At 54.5% G+C, this 17,833-nt stretch carries 14 protein-coding genes; 5 read left to right on the forward strand and 9 right to left on the reverse strand.

Annotated features, from left to right (window positions below; all coding sequences use genetic code 11):
* The first annotated feature begins 328 nt into the window (after window positions 1-328).
* The 3 genes from ACR0CW_RS12035 (at window position 329) to ACR0CW_RS12045 (ending at window position 4,370) form a co-directional block, all read left to right on the forward strand.
* Window positions 329-1,714 (forward strand): AAA family ATPase, encoded by a 1,386-nt coding sequence (locus tag ACR0CW_RS12035; RefSeq protein ID WP_480787965.1) that lies wholly within the window; start codon window positions 329-331, stop codon window positions 1,712-1,714.
* A complete protein-coding gene (locus ACR0CW_RS12040) occupies window positions 1,707-2,774 on the forward strand; it encodes a ParB/RepB/Spo0J family partition protein (protein WP_480787966.1) in 1,068 nt (355 codons plus the stop codon). Before ACR0CW_RS12035 ends, ACR0CW_RS12040 begins: the two co-directional genes overlap by 8 nt.
* A 486-nt stretch (window positions 2,775-3,260) precedes the next feature.
* Entirely contained in the window at window positions 3,261-4,370 is a 1,110-nt protein-coding gene (locus tag ACR0CW_RS12045) for a DUF4172 domain-containing protein (protein WP_480787967.1), read from the forward strand.
* A 382-nt stretch (window positions 4,371-4,752) separates the two neighbouring features.
* Here ACR0CW_RS12045 and ACR0CW_RS12050 read toward each other — a convergent pair whose 3' ends face one another.
* The 7 genes from ACR0CW_RS12050 to ACR0CW_RS12080 all read right to left on the reverse strand — a co-directional run bounded on the left by ACR0CW_RS12050 (window position 4,753) and on the right by ACR0CW_RS12080 (window position 12,325).
* On the reverse strand, window positions 4,753-5,097 hold the full coding sequence (locus ACR0CW_RS12050; RefSeq protein ID WP_155148518.1) for a RidA family protein: 345 nt from the start codon (window positions 5,095-5,097) through the stop codon (window positions 4,753-4,755).
* Between the two features lie 115 nt (window positions 5,098-5,212).
* Window positions 5,213-6,184 (reverse strand): D-cysteine desulfhydrase family protein, encoded by a 972-nt coding sequence (locus tag ACR0CW_RS12055; protein ID WP_480787968.1) that lies wholly within the window; start codon window positions 6,182-6,184, stop codon window positions 5,213-5,215.
* A gap of 61 nt (window positions 6,185-6,245) precedes the next feature.
* Window positions 6,246-6,974, reverse strand: coding sequence for a TSUP family transporter (locus ACR0CW_RS12060; RefSeq protein ID WP_480787969.1), 729 nt, complete (start codon window positions 6,972-6,974; stop codon window positions 6,246-6,248).
* A gap of 36 nt (window positions 6,975-7,010) precedes the next feature.
* On the reverse strand, window positions 7,011-7,751 hold the full coding sequence (locus ACR0CW_RS12065) for an aspartate/glutamate racemase family protein (protein ID WP_480787970.1): 741 nt from the start codon (window positions 7,749-7,751) through the stop codon (window positions 7,011-7,013).
* A 28-nt stretch (window positions 7,752-7,779) separates the two neighbouring features.
* Window positions 7,780-9,018 carry an NAD(P)/FAD-dependent oxidoreductase gene (locus ACR0CW_RS12070; RefSeq protein ID WP_480787971.1) on the reverse strand — a complete coding sequence of 413 codons (1,239 nt, stop codon included), beginning with the start codon at window positions 9,016-9,018 and terminating at the stop codon, window positions 7,780-7,782.
* A gap of 4 nt (window positions 9,019-9,022) precedes the next feature.
* Window positions 9,023-11,236: a TRAP transporter permease gene (locus tag ACR0CW_RS12075; RefSeq protein WP_480787972.1), complete on the reverse strand. Its 2,214-nt coding sequence runs from the start codon at window positions 11,234-11,236 to the stop codon at window positions 9,023-9,025.
* 81 nt (window positions 11,237-11,317) lie between these two features.
* Window positions 11,318-12,325, reverse strand: coding sequence for a TAXI family TRAP transporter solute-binding subunit (locus ACR0CW_RS12080; RefSeq protein WP_480787973.1), 1,008 nt, complete (start codon window positions 12,323-12,325; stop codon window positions 11,318-11,320).
* Between the two features lie 128 nt (window positions 12,326-12,453).
* On the opposite strand from ACR0CW_RS12080, the gene ACR0CW_RS12085 reads away from it, so the two are divergent.
* Window positions 12,454-13,422: a LysR family transcriptional regulator gene (locus tag ACR0CW_RS12085; protein WP_170333544.1), complete on the forward strand. Its 969-nt coding sequence runs from the start codon at window positions 12,454-12,456 to the stop codon at window positions 13,420-13,422.
* 329 nt (window positions 13,423-13,751) lie between these two features.
* Window positions 13,752-15,098, forward strand: a complete 1,347-nt coding sequence (locus tag ACR0CW_RS12090) for a DUF1963 domain-containing protein (protein WP_480787974.1) — start codon at window positions 13,752-13,754, stop codon at window positions 15,096-15,098.
* Between the two features lie 430 nt (window positions 15,099-15,528).
* On the opposite strand, the gene ACR0CW_RS12095 is transcribed toward ACR0CW_RS12090, so the two are convergent.
* Both ACR0CW_RS12095 and ACR0CW_RS12100 read right to left on the reverse strand, forming a co-directional pair.
* Window positions 15,529-16,584, reverse strand: coding sequence for an ABC transporter ATP-binding protein (locus tag ACR0CW_RS12095; protein WP_480787975.1), 1,056 nt, complete (start codon window positions 16,582-16,584; stop codon window positions 15,529-15,531).
* A complete protein-coding gene (locus tag ACR0CW_RS12100; protein ID WP_480787976.1) occupies window positions 16,584-17,831 on the reverse strand; it encodes an MGH1-like glycoside hydrolase domain-containing protein in 1,248 nt (415 codons plus the stop codon). The genes ACR0CW_RS12095 and ACR0CW_RS12100 overlap by 1 nt, the downstream gene beginning before the upstream one ends.
* Window positions 17,832-17,833 lie beyond the last annotated feature (2 nt).

Here is a 17,833-nt window from a genome sequence, read left to right on the forward strand (position 1 = left end):
TTGCTACTGGATTCTGGCGCTCTAGCACCTGTATCCGGGTACCATTGATCCTGTATACAGGTACCCTTAAGACCGTATCTTGGTACCGTATTTAGTGTAACTAATTGTTTTAGTTAACTAATAGCATGCTAAATATTGTAAACTATCTAAAGATAATAAACGATTTGTTCGCTTGTGTTCTTATCTATTTGAATGGTTTCGTGGCGAAACCTGGCTAAGGGCGCTTCTTCTGTGGAAAACTCTGCATTCTAGGATAGCTTCGAAACGAAATGTTCGCTACATTGCCCGATATACGCCGGTAAGGCGAACATTATCTGAGGCATCGACAGTGAAAAAAAGCACCCAACCTCCCCTGCCGCCCTATTTGAATCTCGATCCCGAGATTTCAGCGACGAAGTTACCTGATCCTATCGGGACTTCTCGATTCGCTAAAGCCGCAGCTTTCTGCGCCAAAGGGCGCGAAGATCTTGCCCGGCGCGGCTATGCCCCTGACGGCGAAAAGCGCCTTCGCCGTTTCTCAATCTGGGAAATCACCAAGTATCTTATCCCCGTCGCGCCAGCACATCTGCGCCGCGTTCTGAAAGCAAATCCCGATTTGCCGCAAGGCGAAGGGGAAGCGGGTTCCAAATGGTTTACGCTGGAAGAGGTCCTGACGCTCAGACGCCACTTTGCAGCCGAAGGTGTCAGCACCAAAGAGTATCTTCCTTATCGGCCTGAAGGTTTGCCAGCCAAGGTTGTAGCTGTCGCCAATTTCAAGGGCGGCGTAGGCAAAACCTCGACAGCTGCACATCTGGCTATGTCCGCTGCGCTGGATGGCTACAAGGTTCTGGTGATCGATCTCGACAGCCAGGGTTCTATGACATCCATACTTGGGGGACGGGTCGCAGATGAATGGCAGACGGTCTTCCCTCTGATCGCCAAGGATTATGCGCGTGCTGTGCAAGAGGAAAACCGCGTTCGGACCGCCGCTGGTCAGCCTGAGATTCCGTTGGATGAGACATTGCAGGAGGCACTGACCACACTGCCCGGCGATGTCATCCAGAAAACCCACTGGCCTAATATTGATCTGATTGGCGCTCAGCTGAACCTTTACTGGGCTGAATTTCAGATCCCGGTCTGGCGCATGGGATTGCGTAGCTGGCCGCTGTGGGATGGCTTGACGAACTTCCTACAGGATGAAGGTGTGCTGAATGATTACGACATCGTTTTCCTCGATACGCCTCCTGCTCTTGGGTACCTAACGATCAATGCGCTGGCTGCGGCAGACATTTTGTTGGTGCCGCTTGGGGCATCGTTTCTTGAGTTCGACTCGACCGGACGGTTCTTTGACATGCTCTATACCACCTTCGCCAGTATCGAAGATGGAGAGAATGCAGCGCAACGCGCGGCTGGTTTACCGGAACTAAAGTTCGAATGGGATGTAGTGCGCGCGATAATCACGCGGTTCGATGCAAGCCAGCAGACGGACATGGCCAACGTAATCCAGGCGTATTTCGGAGATTTTATGAATGCCTATCGGCAGGATTATACGGCATTAGTCGGGCAGGCTGGCGAGCAGGTGAACGGCATCTACGAAGCAGACTATCGCGATTTCAACCGCGACACCTATGTGCGCGGGCGAGAAACCTTTGATCGGACCTATGCGGAATTCAAAGAGGTTCTGATCGGTTGCTGGTGGCGCGATGCACAGATGGGAGGAGAGGCAGATGGCTAAACGCAGAAGACTGATCGCCCCGGATACGACTGAACTGGAACAGATGGAGGCAGGTTTCGCGACGAAACCCTCGATCAGCCCGTTTGAAACCAAGTCGACAACACCCCCGATTGCCAAGGTGGCCGGTGAAGCCGCATCTCTGAATGGTATGGCCGCTGTGACAGATCGGGTCGCATTAGCGCAGGATCAGGGTGACGCGGCGCGCTGGCGCGATGCGCAGGACGCCGGTCTGGTTGCAGAAATGCTGCCGCTGGACCAAATCGACGCCGACTTTATTCGCCGTGACCGGATGGTCGAAGACGAAGAGGCGATGGCGGAACTGTTGGAGTCGCTACGCGTTCACGGGTTACGTACGCCAATCGAAGTCACGAAAGTGGACGATGGTTTTGGTCTGATTTCGGGGTTCCGGCGCCTTGATGCGTTTCGACGTCTCGCTGAAACCGATCCGCGCTTTGCCGAGATCCCGGCCTTTATTCGCGAAGCCGGAACGGGGCAGGGCGCTTATGTCTCAATGGTCGAAGAGAACGAACTGCGCGCAAACCTCAGCCCGTATGAGCGGGGACGCATCGCGGTTCTGGCAGCAGGGCAGGGGGTCTTCCCAACAACCGAGGCCGCTGTTGATGTTCTCTTTGCAGCGGCCTCGAAAGCAAAGCGATCCAAGGTGCGCAGTTTCGCAGTGGTACATGAGGCGCTTGGGGATTTGTTGCAGCATCCGATTTCATTGACCGAGAAAGCCGGTCTGAAACTGGCAGCGGCCTTGCGTGATGGTGCCCAAAGCAAACTGCGTGAAGCTTTGGCCGGTGCGACGGTTGCAGACCCGAAGTCCGAGTGGATGCTGTTGGAGGCCGCGCTGAAAGAGGCTCCTGAGGTGTCCAAGGACAAAGCCAAGGGCGGTCGTCCACAACAGGTCCAGCGCATTCCCTCACAGGCATTGTCGGGCGGAGGTGACATGCGCGCCGAAGTGACCTCAGATGAGTTGCGTATTCGTATTCGAGGGCGGTCGATTTCCGTCGAAGAAGCTCAAAAGCTATTGGGTGAAATCGCCCGAAAGCTGAACTAGTTTCGTTGCGAAACCCAATAAAGGCCTGCGGTCGGTCCTTCAAACGGTCAGCTGCAGGTCATCCCGGAAATGGGTACCTTAAACGTGCTTTCCATGTGATCCCCAAAATGATGGAATATTGCGCATTATAGGTCAGGGATCCCGACTTACAGAAAGTTAACAAAGATGCAGTCACCACTCTGTCGATAGGGACGATGTACTGCGCTAGACCTTTCAACCTGCGGAGAAAACTTGGTCTCCTAGGGCTTATTAGCTTTCTCTTCTGGCCAGGTTCGAAAAGTGAGAGCATCTCTAAAGGCAATGCTGTCTCGGACCTCTAATGCTCATCAGATTCTATTCAACATAGAGGAGCAGTGCGTTCGCAGATTGCCCATTCTAGCGGACGGTTGGATCGAACAGTAATAGGGAAGATGAGCTATAGGATTGACCTCTATGGATCATAATTACATAAATAGTGAGTTATAGAGTGGGTTATTATACCTCAAGATGTGGAACTGGCAGAACCCAAATTGGCCGACATTTTGTTACGACGCCGCAAGACTTGAACCTTACGAACAACAGTTCCTGTTGTCGTCAGGGGAAGTTATAGGTGCGGTACATCATGTAAACGCGTTGGATCGAGACCAATTGCATATCGACCTTCTGAGCGAAGAAGCGCTGAAAACCAGCGCGATCGAAGGTGAGATGCTGGATCGGCTTAGCGTGCAGTCGTCCTTGCGTCGGCATCTTGGACTGACCCCTGACAGCTATCCATCCAAACCTCGTGAGCAGGGGGTTTCTGAGATGATGGTGGATGTTTACTCCAACTATTCGGAGCCACTGTCACACAGCACCCTTTTTCGGTGGCATGACATGTTGCTTTCGTATGACAAGCAGTTAGAGACGATTGGAGCCTACCGGAGCCACGAGGATGCGATGCAAATCGTATCAGGCCGATTAGACCGCCCAACGGTGCATTTCGAAGCACCACCTTCACATCGTATTCCAACTGAAATGGACCAGTTCGTAGACTGGTTCAACCGCACTGCACCAGATGGTCCCAAACCGCTGCGAGCACTGATCCGCGCCGGGTTGAGCCACCTATATTTTGAGAGCATTCACCCTTTTGAAGACGGCAATGGCCGGTTGGGCAGGGCGTTGGCTGAAAAGTCTCTGGCACAGAATATTGGTCAGCCAAGCCTTATCGCGCTGGCTTTCACGATTGAGCGAGAGCGGAAGGCTTACTACGACCAACTTGAACGCCACCAAAAGACGCTGGACGTCACATCATGGCTCATCTGGTTTGCCGAAACCGTCCTGAAAGCACAGCAAGTGACTCTCGACCGGGTTGGTTTCTTTATCTCCAAGACGCATTTTTATGACCGGTATCGCAATCAGTTCAACGCCCGTCAAAACAAGGTAATAGCCCGTTTGTTCAAAGCTGGGCCGGACGGGTTCAACGGGGGGCTGAGCGCTGAGAACTATATATCGATCACCGGAACGTCGCGCGCTACCGCGACGCGCGATCTGCATGATCTGGTAGAGAAGGGTGCTCTGACCCGAACGGGTGAACTTCGGTATACACGCTATTGGCTAAAACTGGACCAAGAAGGGTAGGGGGCTGAGAAACGGCACCAGCGTACTTTTTACATAGTTGCCTAGTGTCAAGCGACAGAACTGCCCCCTAAGTGCGCTATGAGCAGTGAAAGCAGGCCTTCGCTGCATCAATGCCAACATCCACACATGACCTTCAGAGCAAGCATTCAACACCATAAATTCATGACCAAAAACAGCCACTAAAGGCTGAATTGCGTGAGGACTCAGTGCTAAGCTCAGGATACCCCTGAAAAGAGCCTCTCACTCGGCTTGAGCGCTGTTGGGGCCGCATTTAGTCGGCAGGCAATAAAACTCTGCTACCAACGGAGCAATCCCGAGAGCTTATGCCTGCCATACCTCACAATGCACTTCACCGATCTTACCGGCTCTGCCTGAAAGAGGATTAGTCATAAGCAGCTGTGACAATCATTTCTACTTTCAATACGCTACGAGCAAGTTTCGACTCTCCGCATGCCCGGGCTGGAGCATGGCCTTCGGGCACCCAAGCATCCCAAACAGCATTCATCTCGGCAAAATCAGCCATGTCGGCCAGCCAGATTTCACATTTAAGAATACGGGTCTTGTCACTGCCGGCTTTGATCAGCAGGTCTTCAACTTTGGCCAGGATATCGCGCGTTTGCTCGGATACTGTAGCTGCGTCCGAGGTCTGGCCGCAAAGATAAGCTACGCCGTTGTGTTTGACGATCCGGCTCATGCGCTGGCCGGTTTCGATCCGAGTGATAGTCATGTTTTGTACCCTTCCAGTTTTGGGAAGCTTGAGTGATGTTGTGTGATGCCAAATGGCGATTGGCAGATAAGATTTATTGCGTCTTGCTGGGCTTTCGGGACAGTGTTGGCTGGTTTTATGGTTGGTCGTTTGTCAGTTCGTTTTGGTACCCAAAGAGCGCAGGCAACCCGCCAGTGTGTAACATGACGACTTTCTGCCCGGGTTGGATTTCACCTACGGTCACCAGATGCAACAACCCGGCAAAGGTTTTTGCGGAATAGACTGGGTCGAGGAATATTCCTTCTGTGCGCGCCATCTTTTTTAGAGCCGCGTGGGTCATTCCACTTAGTTTGCCATACCCCGGGGGCAGCGCCTCATCCAGAACGTTTATCCGGTCCTGCAGGGGTGCTGCGTTGATATCCAGCAAATCCGCCAGTTTCTGCAGAACGGTATTCATTCGGGCCTGTTGTTTTTTGCGATCCCGGCGCACGCAGACCCCAAAAACGGAAGCATCGTTTTCTTCCAAGGCTATTCCTGTCAACAAGCCTCCATGTGTGGCTCCGCTACCAGACGGGACGACGACGGCATCAATATCCTGCATCTGCTGGGACAATTCCTGTCCGGCAACGACATAGCCCAAGGCACCTAAGGGTGGGTGGTTCAATCCCAAGTGTATGACATATGGTTTGCGCCCCTGAGCTTTCAGTTCGTCGGCGCGCGCGTGCAACGCAGCATCCGCGCCTGTTTCGTCCTCACCCTCAGGATAGCTCATATGTTCAGCGCCTAGAATCTGAGCCAACAAGACATTCCCAGAACTGTAGTATTCCTTGCCCATATCCGGCACACGCTCTTCCAGTTGCAGCACGGACTGCATTCCTAATTTGGCGGCAGCGGCTGCCGCGGACCGAACGAAGTTGGACTGAACTGCACCGGTAATCAAAATGGTATCGGCACCTTGCTGAAGGGCGTCCCCAAAATAGAACTCGAGCTGCCGTGTTTTGTTTCCACCGAACCCCAGACCGGTCAGATCATCGCGTTTAAGCCAAAGGTCTATCCCCAATTCTAGAGACAATCTGTCCAACCGTTCCAAAGGTGTTGCACCAGACATGAGCTGGGCTCGCGGAAATCTGTCCAAGTTATTTCTTTGTGTCATCGTCTGCCCTTCGATTTTACGCGATCGTAAATGCGCGATGAGAGAGAACACCGCAGGCTATCAAAGAAACTACGCGGATAGCTGCAGTGACTAGCGATTGTGCCAAATAAGGGCCTATGACGCGACCGAGAAGGCTACCAATCAGTGTGAGTGCGACGAAAACCCATAGTTGTGGTCCATAAGTGAACGCCTGTGGCTGAGACAGGCTATGCAACAGGAACGCTATGCCGTACGCCACAAGCGCAATGGGTTGCACCAGCTTTGCAACCTCTTTGGCTGAGCGGCCTTTCGCAATCAATCCGAAAACCATCAGGGGACCGGGCGTCGCCGCCCAAACGGTTGCCAGCCCAGACAATCCAGAGACGGTTGAAAATCCCGCTGTTCCAATTGAACGCCGCAAGGGCAGCAAGGTCGTAATAAGCCCGATCAGCAACAGGCTGGCCGTCAATGCCAGGACAAACGCCTCACTCAGCAAGGGGTAGATTGCGAGCCCCGCGATGACTCCGGCGAGGCATCCTAAAATTGCCGTGCGAATTGTCTGTCTGTCGGACCTGAGCACGTGCCTGTCCGTTGCTACTGCTGAAATAAGGGTGTTCAACAGCAGCAACAAGGGAACCGCTGTTGAAGTCCCAAGCAGGATCATCATCGGCGGCCCCGCAAGGATGCTAAACCCGATGCCAACACCGACTTGCAGCATTGCGCCAAGGCCGATGGCAGCCATCAGGATGGCAAAGTCAACGGACACTAACCCCCCCACGTCCCGCGCGATACTGATGTCTCGTTACGCCCAAGGCATGATGCCGGTATAGGCTTGGCGCGTCGCAACGGTATGTGCCATCTGCGCCAGTGTCGTCAAATCGAAGACTGGAAGCTGAAGCTCTTCCTGAAGGCGCGCGGCATATGGAGGCAAATCAGTACACTCCAGCACCAGCGACCGTATTTCAGGTGTTTGTTGTTTGAGTCGCCGCGCGGCCCCAAGAACTTCGGCCTCGATCAGATCAGTGTCCATGCGGGTCCGCGTGTTCCTCAGGATAACCTCAGCGAATTCGCTGGTATCCTCCAACCCTTGCACCGCGACAGGAATACCAGCAGCCCCGACACCTTCGAAATGCCTCGGTGTCAGTGCTGATGCATCTGCGGTTAGCACGCCTACCGGGGCATTCGCTCCGGTCATGTGAAAGGCCAGTGGCACCTGGATCAGACTGGACGCGAAGACGGGAATGGAAACCGCTGCGGCCAGTTCCTTTTGAAACAAGGCCAGAAAACCGCAGCTTCCAGTGATGGCCCGAACGCCCTCAGCTTCAAGCCGTCTTGCGCCCTCAATAAAGGGGGCGAGCAACTCAGGCGTCGGGTTGTTGAGCAGTGTCGGGACCGTAATGCCGTCGATCATTTCATAGAGCACCGGAAATGGCAGACTGGACGGATTCTTGATATGCCCGGGCGGTTTCGGGAAATAGCTTTCAAGGCACAAAACCCCGATCGAAGCCCCGCAGATATTCTGGCCGCCTTCGTAGATTGGCATGATGCAAAGATCCTTTCGAATTGAAGATTTAGAAACGGGCCAGCAAGAATGGGTCCAGATTGATATTTGGGCTGCGATCGGACATGAGATCCGCCACAAGCTCTCCGGTCTTTGGCGCCATCATCAGGCCATAATGAGAATGCCCGAACGCAGCGTAGAGCCCGTCTTTGCCATCGAGCGGTCCTATTGCGGGCAGGCTATCGGGAAAAGAGGGACGCCGTCCCATCCAGAACTGTGCATCTTCGGTATTGAGATCCGGCACCAAAGACTTGGCCTGATCGATCAGTATCTTTTCTTTGCGCGGATCGGCTGGGGCATCGACACTGCCAAATTCGGCCGTACCAGCGACCCTGAGACCGCCTTGCATTGAGCTCGCGACGACCTTTGCATCCACATCCATGATTGAATTGTTCAACACAGCTGAAGGGCTTGGGAATTCAACATGGTAGCCCCTCTCGGCAACGAGCGGCACAGATAAACCGAGAGGTCTCAGAAGGTCAGCAGACCAGACTCCGGCCGCCAGAACAACCTGGCGCGCGTGCAATGTGTTTTGCAACGTGGCGATCTGCCAATTGCCTTCTTCGTTGCGTGTCAGCTTGGTGACTTCGGATCGCACGAATTCGGCCCCTTGCGCACGCGCTTTTTCGGCCAGAACCGCACCCAAACGACCCGGCGAAGTCGCGCGCGCCTGTCCTTTGATCACAATTGCGGCTTTGAATTCTTCAGATAGCGCGGGTTCCAGGTGTCTTAACTCAGTGCCGCCTACACGCTCCAACTCACCTCCCTTTTCCCGGCGGATCAGATAACCAAGCCCATCCAGGTCGGCCTCTTCCGGGTTGCGGAACGCGTGGATATAGTAGCTGTCGGCGATCAGGTCTTCGTGCCCAGTGCCTTGCAGATGCCGACGATATAGATCGATGGACGGGCGGCACAAAATCTCCATCGCATCCGAGACTTCGCGCACAGACCCCTCGTCGGACTTGCCAAGAAAACGCATCCCCCATGGGATCATCCTGGGCCAGAATGACGTCCGGACCGATAGCGCGCTTTTCGGATCCAGCAGCATTTGGGGAAGTTTCTTCCAAATGCCTGGAACTGCCTGTGGAATGATCGACCACGGCGACACCACACCAGCATTTCCGAACGAAGTTTCCTGCCCGGGTTCACCTCGGTCGATCAGCCGAACCGGGATGCCGCGTTCCTGCAGTGACAGGGCACAGCAAATGCCGACGATCCCAGCGCCGATGATGGTCACTTGTTCCGTCATCGCATCAGGCCGGAGATTGACTGCGGCTGCGCGCGATCAACTGGGTTACAATGACAGGGGAGGCCACGGCCAGAGCGATCAGGTCCGCTGTCAGACTTGGCGCAACGAAGATGATCCCCGCAATAGCCATCAGAACCCGACCTGCAATATTCATCGGTTTCAGCCAATAGCCCACGACAGCGGCCGACAGGGCGATAACACCGGCGATACAGCTTGTTGCGGTATAGGTGAACTCCCACAGATTGAACCCGGTTGAGGACACGAACAGCAAGACCGGCGCATAGACAAAGGCCATCGGGGCGATGACTTTGCCCAGTCCAAGGGTGAAGGCCGATAACCCGGTTCGGAACGGGTTCGAGTTGGCAATCGCTGCGGCCGCATAGGCCGAGGTACAGACAGGTGGGGTGATCTCGGACACCACGCCGTAATACAGCACGAACAGGTGGCTTGCGATGGGCGGGACACCAAGCTGTGCAAGTGCGGGCTGCGCAACGGATACCAGCATGATATACAGCGCAGTTGTCGGGATGCCTGCGCCCATCAGGATGCAGACAACAGCAATGAAGACCAGCGAGATGAACAACTGCAGGTCTTCCATAGCAAATAGCTGGAAGCTGCCAAACGAGGTCATGTTGTAGAGGTCGGTTGCCAGATTGCCCGCGCCCTGCGTAACCATGAAGCCGATGCGAAAGCCGATGCCGGTGGTGTTGATGACACCCACCACGATGCCGACAGCGGCGGCAGCGGCCCCCACCGCCAGCGAGTATTTCACGCCCAACTCGACCGCGGCCAGCATCTCGGGCACTTCGATCCGTTTCTGGGGGTTCAGCGTAGCGATCACTGACAGGCCGCAAAGAATGGCCGTCATGGTCAGATCGAATCCACCATCAGAGAACTTCCAAAGCACGAAAGCAAGGAACGCCGCCGCATAGATCAGTGTTGGCGGTTGCTTGATGCGCGACATGCCCGCGATCACCGCCAGCGATATGCCGCAGAAGGCCGACATGAAGGGTGTGTAGCCAGTGAACAAAACCACCAGCAGCCCGATCAGGGGTACTATATTGGCCCAACCCTCTGCCCAGACAGCCTTGAGCTGCGGCAGTTGTTCTTTTGCCAGACCTTTCAGGTTCAGCTTGCGCGCCATTAGGTGCACCACGGCAAAGACGCCGACATAGTGCAGGATCGCCGGGAAGATCGCCGCGATTACGATGGTTGTGTAGGGAACCTCGAGGAACTCGGCCATGATGAAGGCGGCTGCACCCATGATCGGCGGAGTGATCTGACCACCGGCCGACGACGCAGCCTCGACCCCGCCCGCAAAATGGCCGGGGTATCCAAGGCGCTTCATGTTGGGAATTGTCAGCGCGCCGGTCGAAACGGTGTTGGCCACCGAAGAGCCCGAAATCGTGCCGAAGAAGGCCGAGGATACCACCGACACTTTTGCCGGACCGCCGGTATAACGGCCCGCCAAAATCGTTGCGTTATCGATGAAAAGCTGTCCCAACCCCGTGCGCTGCGCGATCACGCCAAACAGCACGAAATGGAACACGATGGTCGAAACAACCCAAAGGGTGACGCCGTAGATGCCCTCTTGCGGGAAGTACATCGACGACACGAAAGTTTTGAAGTTCACGCCGGGATGCTGCAGCAGGCCGGGGAAATACGGCCCAAGCAGGGCGTAAGAGATAAAGACACAGATGATCAGTGGCAGCACCCAGCCCAACGTGCGGCGCGCGATGTCCAATACCAGCAGGATGATGATCACGCCCAAAATCACATCGTAAGTGTTGGGGTTGCCCATGCGGAACGTCTGTTCCTCGATCCCCAGAAACGGAATACCGCGCCAGGCGACACCCACATACAGGGCCGCCACGATCCCCAGCGCCATGAAGACCAGATCGTAAAGGGGGATGTTTCCGATGCGGAACCGGCTCACCTTGAGCGCATAGAGGCTTTTTGCCCCGATAATCGGGATAGTCGCGTAGACCAGAATGAACAGCAGGGCCAGATAGATGCCCATATGCCAGTGGTCGGCCGGCAGGCCAAACCCGGCCGTGAAGAATTCATAGAATGCAAAGATCAGGGCAACGACACGCAGAACCTTGCCGGTCGTCGGTGTAACCTGCCGGACGGCGGCACCTTCGTCGAATTGTTCTTCGATGGCAGCCAGTTCCTCGGCTGTCAGCTCGTGGTCATCAAGTTTCTGTGTCTCGGACATGATGGCCCCCCTGATTACGCGTATTTAGAGTACCCGGTGCCCCAAAAGGGACACCGGACGTTTAAGCTGTGTAAGGCTGAATTACTGAAGAAGTCCGGCTTCTTTATAGAACTTCTCAGCGCCCGGATGCAGCGGAACACCCAGCGCCTCGACACCGTCCAGCGCTGTCTCAGCAGTGATCTGCTTGCCCTTAGCATGGCCGTTATCCAGCAGTTTGCGGGTGTTGTCGTTCCACAGGGCTTTGGTCAGCTCATAGACCAGTTCGTCAGACAAATCTGAGGATACAACCAGCATCGCGCTGACCGCGGGGGTTTTGGTCTCGGCGTCGATCCCTTCATAGACACCGCCCGGAATGGCCGAGGGGATATAGGCCGGGATTATCTCATTGATCTTCGCCAGATCTTCGTCCGAGAAGGAATGCAGGTTCATGCCCTTGGTCGAGGACAGCTGCACCATCGCGGCAACCGGCCAGCCCGCAGCATAGAAATAGGCGTCCAGCTGACCGTCGGCCAAACGTTCGGCGCTCTGGCTGTTGTTCAGTTCGGCTTCGTCCATGTTTTCACGGTTGACGCCCCAGGCGTCCAGCATCTGCAGCACGGCAACCTGCGTGCCGGAACCAGCCTGCGCGATACCAACGCGCTTGCCTTCCAGATCGCTCAGATCGTTGATCGTTGATCCGGCTGGCAGAACAAGATGCAGGTCCTCGGGGAACAGGTTGGCCACGATGCGCAGGTTGGGGTGAGGTTTGCCCTCAAACTTGCCTTCACCCAGATACATCGAACGCGTGACGTCGGCGGCGGCCAGACCGGCCTCCAACTCGCCGTTTTGAACGGCGGCATTGTTAAAGACAGACGCGGTGGTGGATTGCGCAATCGCGATCAGACCCGGAACACCGCACTGTCCGCCCTCTTCACACGGACGCGACCCCGGAGGGGCGGAGATACCGTTTGCGATGGTGCCGCCAATGGGGAAATAGGTTCCGCCAGCACCACCGGTGCCGATGCGGAAAAACGTCGGGTCCTGCGCCAGCGCGGGTGCGGCTAAGGCGCCAGCCAATGCAAGGCCTGTCAAACACTTCACAAATTTCATTGTAGTCTCCGTCGTTGGTTCGTTGGATTCGGTTGATCCGAACTTCGATCCTGAAAGCCTAGTGAGAATTATCATAAATACAAATTTGTTATATTTCACAAAACTAAGGTTTCGCTTATGTATTGAGTATGAACCTGACACAGCTCACCGTATTTCGCGAGGTGATGGAAACCGGCTCCATCTCGCAGACTGCCAAGAAACTGAACCGCACTCAGCCCGCGATCAGCCTTGCATTGAAGAATCTTGAAAAGGCACTGGGGCTGACCCTGTTCGAGCGCAAGGGACGACGATTGGTGCCCGTACCTGAGGCGCATTACCTTTTAGCTGAAACCACAGGTATTTTGGACCGACTTGCGGCAATTTCCAGCACAATGGAAGGATTGATCAAGGGGCATTCCGGCAGCCTCAATATCGCTACAATGCCTGGCCCGTCTGCCTTCTTGTTCCCGCGTTTTATTAGCCAGTCGGTTGGTGAGAACCCCGAGATACGTATCACTTTGTCCACGCGCAGTTCGCCTCAGATTATGGAGCTTGCAGGGACCCAGAATATTGATTTCGGCTTTGCGGATTTCGAGCATTCAGCCGGGAAAGAGCCTCAGTATTCCACCGAACTGATCCGGGCAGACTGTTTTTGTGCCGTTGACAGTGATAGCCCGCTTGCTTCCCGCAAGATCATAAGCATTTCCGACCTCGACGGGGCTCCCATGGGAGGGTTGCATGCCACGCATCCATTCCAGCGCAAAATTAGACAAGAGTTTGAGGATGTTTCAGCTGACTATAATCCAACGGTGACCTGCCAGTACTTTCTGCCATTGATACCATTCGTGAGTTCTGGTCAGTGTTACTCGATCGTGGACCCGCTGACCGTAGCGACTGAACAAGAACTAAATCTGTCAAACGGAAAGGTCGCGTTTTTACCCTTTGAGAAACCACTAAGATACGAATACGCGCTTCTCGAGCCCGATCACCGTCCACCGTCTCAATTGGCTTTGAAGATCAAAGCGGGTTGGAAAGCCGAAGTGCTAAAGATGTTGAAAGGGGTGAAGGCCAAACCTCATGCAGTTGGGATAGATGAAACGGGAAGCGAGCAGAGTTAAGCAACTTTGGCTCTTCAAACTGAAAATTGCCGGGGAAGAAGGTTCGCTTAGAATCGACTTTGGCGGGCCAAAGAATGTCATCTATGGGCCAGTCGCGTTTGCAGCACCGAACCTCATGAACGGCAGCACTCCGTTGATGACCTTAAAAGCTAAGGCTACTCGGTGCCTTAAGGGTGTTGCGCTTCTGCGTTTGTGCATTAATCTTTATTGAAAACAAAGAATTAGGATTTGTATTGAGACCCCTGATAAAGATCGCCGCTATTTGCGCAATAATCTACTGCTTTGGTACTCTTTTCTGGATGCTCCAGGTAGCAAAGACGCCGCTGAGCATGACCCATTTTCTGCTGTTGCTGGGCGGCATTTTCGCAACTTTCGTTGCGCTGATGGCTAAAGAGCCCTGGGATCTGGGCAGCCCCTCATCGAAACGTCCTGATGAGCCTGAGAAACCACGAACTGACATGACTGTTGATGAGATGCTTTCTGGTGTCGATTCCCAGGAAATCGGAGCAGTCATGGAAGAGCTGGAAGGTCATGCGACGAGACCAGCTGAAATACCGGGTTGGGCTATTCGGTTGGTGTCGCCCTATGCAGATACGCCTCCGCCGAACTCTTGGTTCGGAGGACGGCCCGCACTTCCCGCTGATTTTGAATGGCCGAGGAACACAGCGGGTCAGGCGATGAATTTTGTAGCCCAGATAGATCTCGGCGAAATCCCCCCGGAACCGGAGACTGCGCAAAGAATACCCGGGCTTCCCGAGGCCGGCACGATGGTGGTTTTTGCCAATTTCCGAGGCGATCTGGGCCATTTGATCACGATCTTTCCAGAGCATAGTCAGTTGCGGGAACGGTCAGAGCCAGATGATCTGGAGGCCACTTTCCATTATCGAAGAAAGGTTGTGTTTCCAAAGTGGCATTTTGAGCTGATTCCTTATCTAGACAGCGCCGAGGCGACTCCGCCCGGAATATTGGGTGAAGAGGAACCTCACGAATGGATCACGAACTGGGGCCTCGCTTTGGCAGAGTTGGACGCTGCATCCTATTCAATCCGGAGCCATCGGGGTGACCGAAACAGGCATCTGAGCGACCTGCGTCGAATGAAACGGAGTGAATGGCCTGCGGCGCGCGGCAACCCAGAGATACTGGAAAGAACAAGATTCTACCGGCAGGTCTCGAACATGTTGTCGCCCTTGCAGAAAGAGATTGCAGCGTTTCGAAAGCTTGCGGAAAACCACGATCCAAGCGACGCCGTAGATCAGGAAGCCTTACAACGCCTGATGTCTGCACGGATGGACCTTGTGGCAAATCTGCCTGCGAATGCCAAATACGGTATCGCTTCGCTCAACCGCGATCATCAATCAAATATACTTCATAGCTTGCTTCTGGAAAGAGATGTGACACTTGAGGAAAAGCTGTCTGACCTGCCTGAGTGTTTCCACGACTTTGTGAGCAAGCACATTAGCGCCTGGCGCGGACATAGGCTTTTTGGCCAGAAACTTCCAAAAACGACTTCGATCCTGGACTTTCGTAGTGTCCAATGCGTGCTGGATATCAAAGCTGATTATTATCTTGGCACCGAGAGTGAACACCAAGATGGGTTTTCGATCTGGACTCCGATCGAAGCGCTGACCGCCGGGGATTGGTCAAAGACAAAGATGTACCATCACACGAATGTTTAGAAAGGTATCGGTCTTCTCAATGAGACTCTGCCGAATTGCGGCCTCGACCTGAATTCGCAGTACACAGACCCTAAGGCATTACCCATTCGATCTTTGCCGAACTAAATGAAATATGAACCGAAAATCGGATGTGTCTTGACCGTGCGGCGTTTGTAAAAATGAGATCCTGCCGCCGCTCTCTGGGGCGAGCCTGAACAGACCCTTTGAACCCTGAGCGGATATTGAGCGGTGCAAATGCTGCGTTTCGCCATACCGGCCATTCAGTAGTGCCTACATCGGTCGGAACGGGAAAGATATGCACGCCTGCTTCGTAATGCGATTCCTATATTTGATGTTCATGATCAAATCCGAGGAATGCTCTGAGTTCCTCAAGAAGAGGAGCCAGAGCATCTTTTTCGACATGATCTCTCAAGATGGATTGGCAACGGCATTAACTCGCCCCCAAAGCCTGCCCGTTTTCATCAAAGTAGTGCAGTTTTTCAGTCGGGAAATGCAGTCCGATCTTAGCCCCGGGCTCAAGATCCGTATCTCCATTCAGGCGGACAGTAACTTTTTCTTCGCCGCCACAATCAACGATTAGGAAAGTATCAGCGCCCAAATATTCGATTACCTCAATGATACCATCGCTTTGACCATCACCAGCTGCGACCACCTCAATATGCTCAGGCCGCACGCCGAGTTTGGTTGCGTTGCCGGATAGATCAAACTCACCACTACGACCGTGCTCCAGCTTGTAAGTGCCGCCTTCAGTCGTGCAGGGCAGGATGTTCATCTTTGGACTGCCGATGAATTGGGCCACGAACAGATTGGCAGGGCGTTCGTACAATTCTCGCGGCGTGCCGACCTGCGCGATCTTACCATATTCCAGCACCACAATCCGGTCGGCGAGTGTCATGGCTTCTACCTGATCGTGCGTCACGTAGATCATTGTACGCTTGAGGCTTTGGTGAAGTTTGGCGATTTCATACCGCATCTCAACCCGAAGCGCTGCATCTAGGTTTGAAAGCGGCTCATCGAACAGGAACGCCGTCGGATCACGTACGATGGATCTTCCGATTGCCACCCGCTGCCGCTGACCGCCAGACAGGTCCTTTGGCCTGCGCTCAAGGAATGGTCCCAGCTTGAGAACCTCGGCGGCCCGGTTGACCTGTTCGGCTATCTCGACCTTGGAAACACCGGCTACTTTCAGAGAGAACCCCATGTTCTCGGCAACCGTCAGGTGCGGGTACAGCGCATAGGATTGGAACACCATCGTCAGCCCGCGTTTTGAGGGCGGGTGATCCGTGACATCGCTGTCATTGATCAACAACGACCCGCGCGAGATGTCCTCGAGGCCACCAATCATACGTAGCAGGGTAGACTTCCCACAGCCGGACGGGCCGACGAAGACAATAAATTCACCTTCATCAATCTTGAGGTCTACGCCCTTGATGACTTGCGCAGAGCCGAACCATTTTTCGACTGACTTTAGTTCGATGCTACCCATCAGGCCCTCCCTGCCCAGTGAAGCCAGACAGCGGCTGTCCACGTGAATGCCTGGCCACCCGCAGGGCTGCCGGTTTTGGGGTCGAAGTATTCTGCGAACCCATAGCCCGATATCAGTTCGGCAGTTTTCTGGCGCAGCTGTTCTGCCTGTTGTGAATGCCCCATATCCTCCAAGCCAAACCCGATCATCATGTTCATGAAAGCCCAGGTCGGACCTCGCCAGTACCGACGTGCGTCGAATTTCGGCATATTCGAGTCATAGCTTGGAACGGGATAAGGCACAGTTTTCAGAACTGATTTCAATCCCTTAAGCATCCGATCGGACTCCATGCCAGCGTACCAACACAAGTATGACGCGTTGGAAATACTGTCGGCCATCTCCCCGGTATGCGCATCACGCGAGTCGAAGCTCCCTAGGTCATCGTTCCAAAGCGAACGCGCGCCAGTTTCCAGCTTTTCAATATCCTCACTCAGACCCTCGGCCTCCAGTCCGAGCTTCTCGCTGATCATCAGCAAGTCCCGTGCAGCGCGCAGAGTGGTGAAAGTCATAGTGGGATCGGCGACGCGGAATGGGTTCAGGGACAACAGGGCTTGCTGGTCCCATCCCGCATCTCGGCCGATCTGAACCAGCTTGATGTATCGGTCGTAGTCGAACTTTGTAGGCCGGTCGTCGCTGTTCACGTGACTGGTGTCGCGGCGCTGGTATTCCCCAACATCCGATGCATCCATGCGCGCCATGGAGTTGTCCCAATCAGGGGCGTTGTCGCGACCCGCCTCCCACGGATGGGTCGTGCACACGGCACCGAATTCATCAAGGCGCCATTTCATGATCCAACGATGCCACGCCAACAGTTTAGGGAATAGCTCCTTCATGCGAGTATCCCCAAACGCGGTATCCTGTTCCCAGATTTTACGTGCCATGGTCCCAGCAATAGGGGGTTGGATGATGCCCGAAGACGGGATCGGGCCATTGCATCCCCAAACATCGGGACCGGGAAAATACCCTTCATCCTGCTGGTGGAAAAGGATATGCGGAACCATGCCATCTGCCCATTGCCCGGTGAACAGCGTCTCGATCTCAGTCCAGGCGCGGTCGAGGTCGAACTGGGCAAAGCCAAGCGCGGCAATCGCGCTGTCCCAGTTCCACTGGTATGGATACAGTCCCTCGGTCGGGATGGTGTAGCCTCCGCGATCGTTGGCAATCAGGATATTGCGCGCTTCGCGGTCGGGGTTCGTATGTTGGTTCATCT

This window comes from Ruegeria sp. CH6 (assembly GCF_056537005.1).

Bases quoted from the DNA above. Each gene is read 5' to 3' on its own strand.
- ACR0CW_RS12100 (WP_480787976.1), bottom strand. From the start codon at position 17,831: ATGAACCAACATACGAACCCCGACCGCGAAGCGCGCAATATCCTGATT.
- ACR0CW_RS12075 (WP_480787972.1), bottom strand. From the start codon at position 11,236: ATGTCCGAGACACAGAAACTTGATGACCACGAGCTGACAGCCGAGGAA.
- ACR0CW_RS12095 (WP_480787975.1), bottom strand. From the start codon at position 16,584: ATGGGTAGCATCGAACTAAAGTCAGTCGAAAAATGGTTCGGCTCTGCG.
- ACR0CW_RS12050 (WP_155148518.1), bottom strand. From the start codon at position 5,097: ATGACTATCACTCGGATCGAAACCGGCCAGCGCATGAGCCGGATCGTC.
- ACR0CW_RS12055 (WP_480787968.1), bottom strand. From the start codon at position 6,184: ATGTCTGGTGCAACACCTTTGGAACGGTTGGACAGATTGTCTCTAGAA.
- ACR0CW_RS12040 (WP_480787966.1), top strand. From the start codon at position 1,707: ATGGCTAAACGCAGAAGACTGATCGCCCCGGATACGACTGAACTGGAA.
- ACR0CW_RS12090 (WP_480787974.1), top strand. From the start codon at position 13,752: ATGACCCATTTTCTGCTGTTGCTGGGCGGCATTTTCGCAACTTTCGTT.
- ACR0CW_RS12070 (WP_480787971.1), bottom strand. From the start codon at position 9,018: ATGACGGAACAAGTGACCATCATCGGCGCTGGGATCGTCGGCATTTGC.
- ACR0CW_RS12085 (WP_170333544.1), top strand. From the start codon at position 12,454: ATGAACCTGACACAGCTCACCGTATTTCGCGAGGTGATGGAAACCGGC.
- ACR0CW_RS12045 (WP_480787967.1), top strand. From the start codon at position 3,261: ATGTGGAACTGGCAGAACCCAAATTGGCCGACATTTTGTTACGACGCC.
- ACR0CW_RS12065 (WP_480787970.1), bottom strand. From the start codon at position 7,751: ATGCCAATCTACGAAGGCGGCCAGAATATCTGCGGGGCTTCGATCGGG.
- ACR0CW_RS12080 (WP_480787973.1), bottom strand. From the start codon at position 12,325: ATGAAATTTGTGAAGTGTTTGACAGGCCTTGCATTGGCTGGCGCCTTA.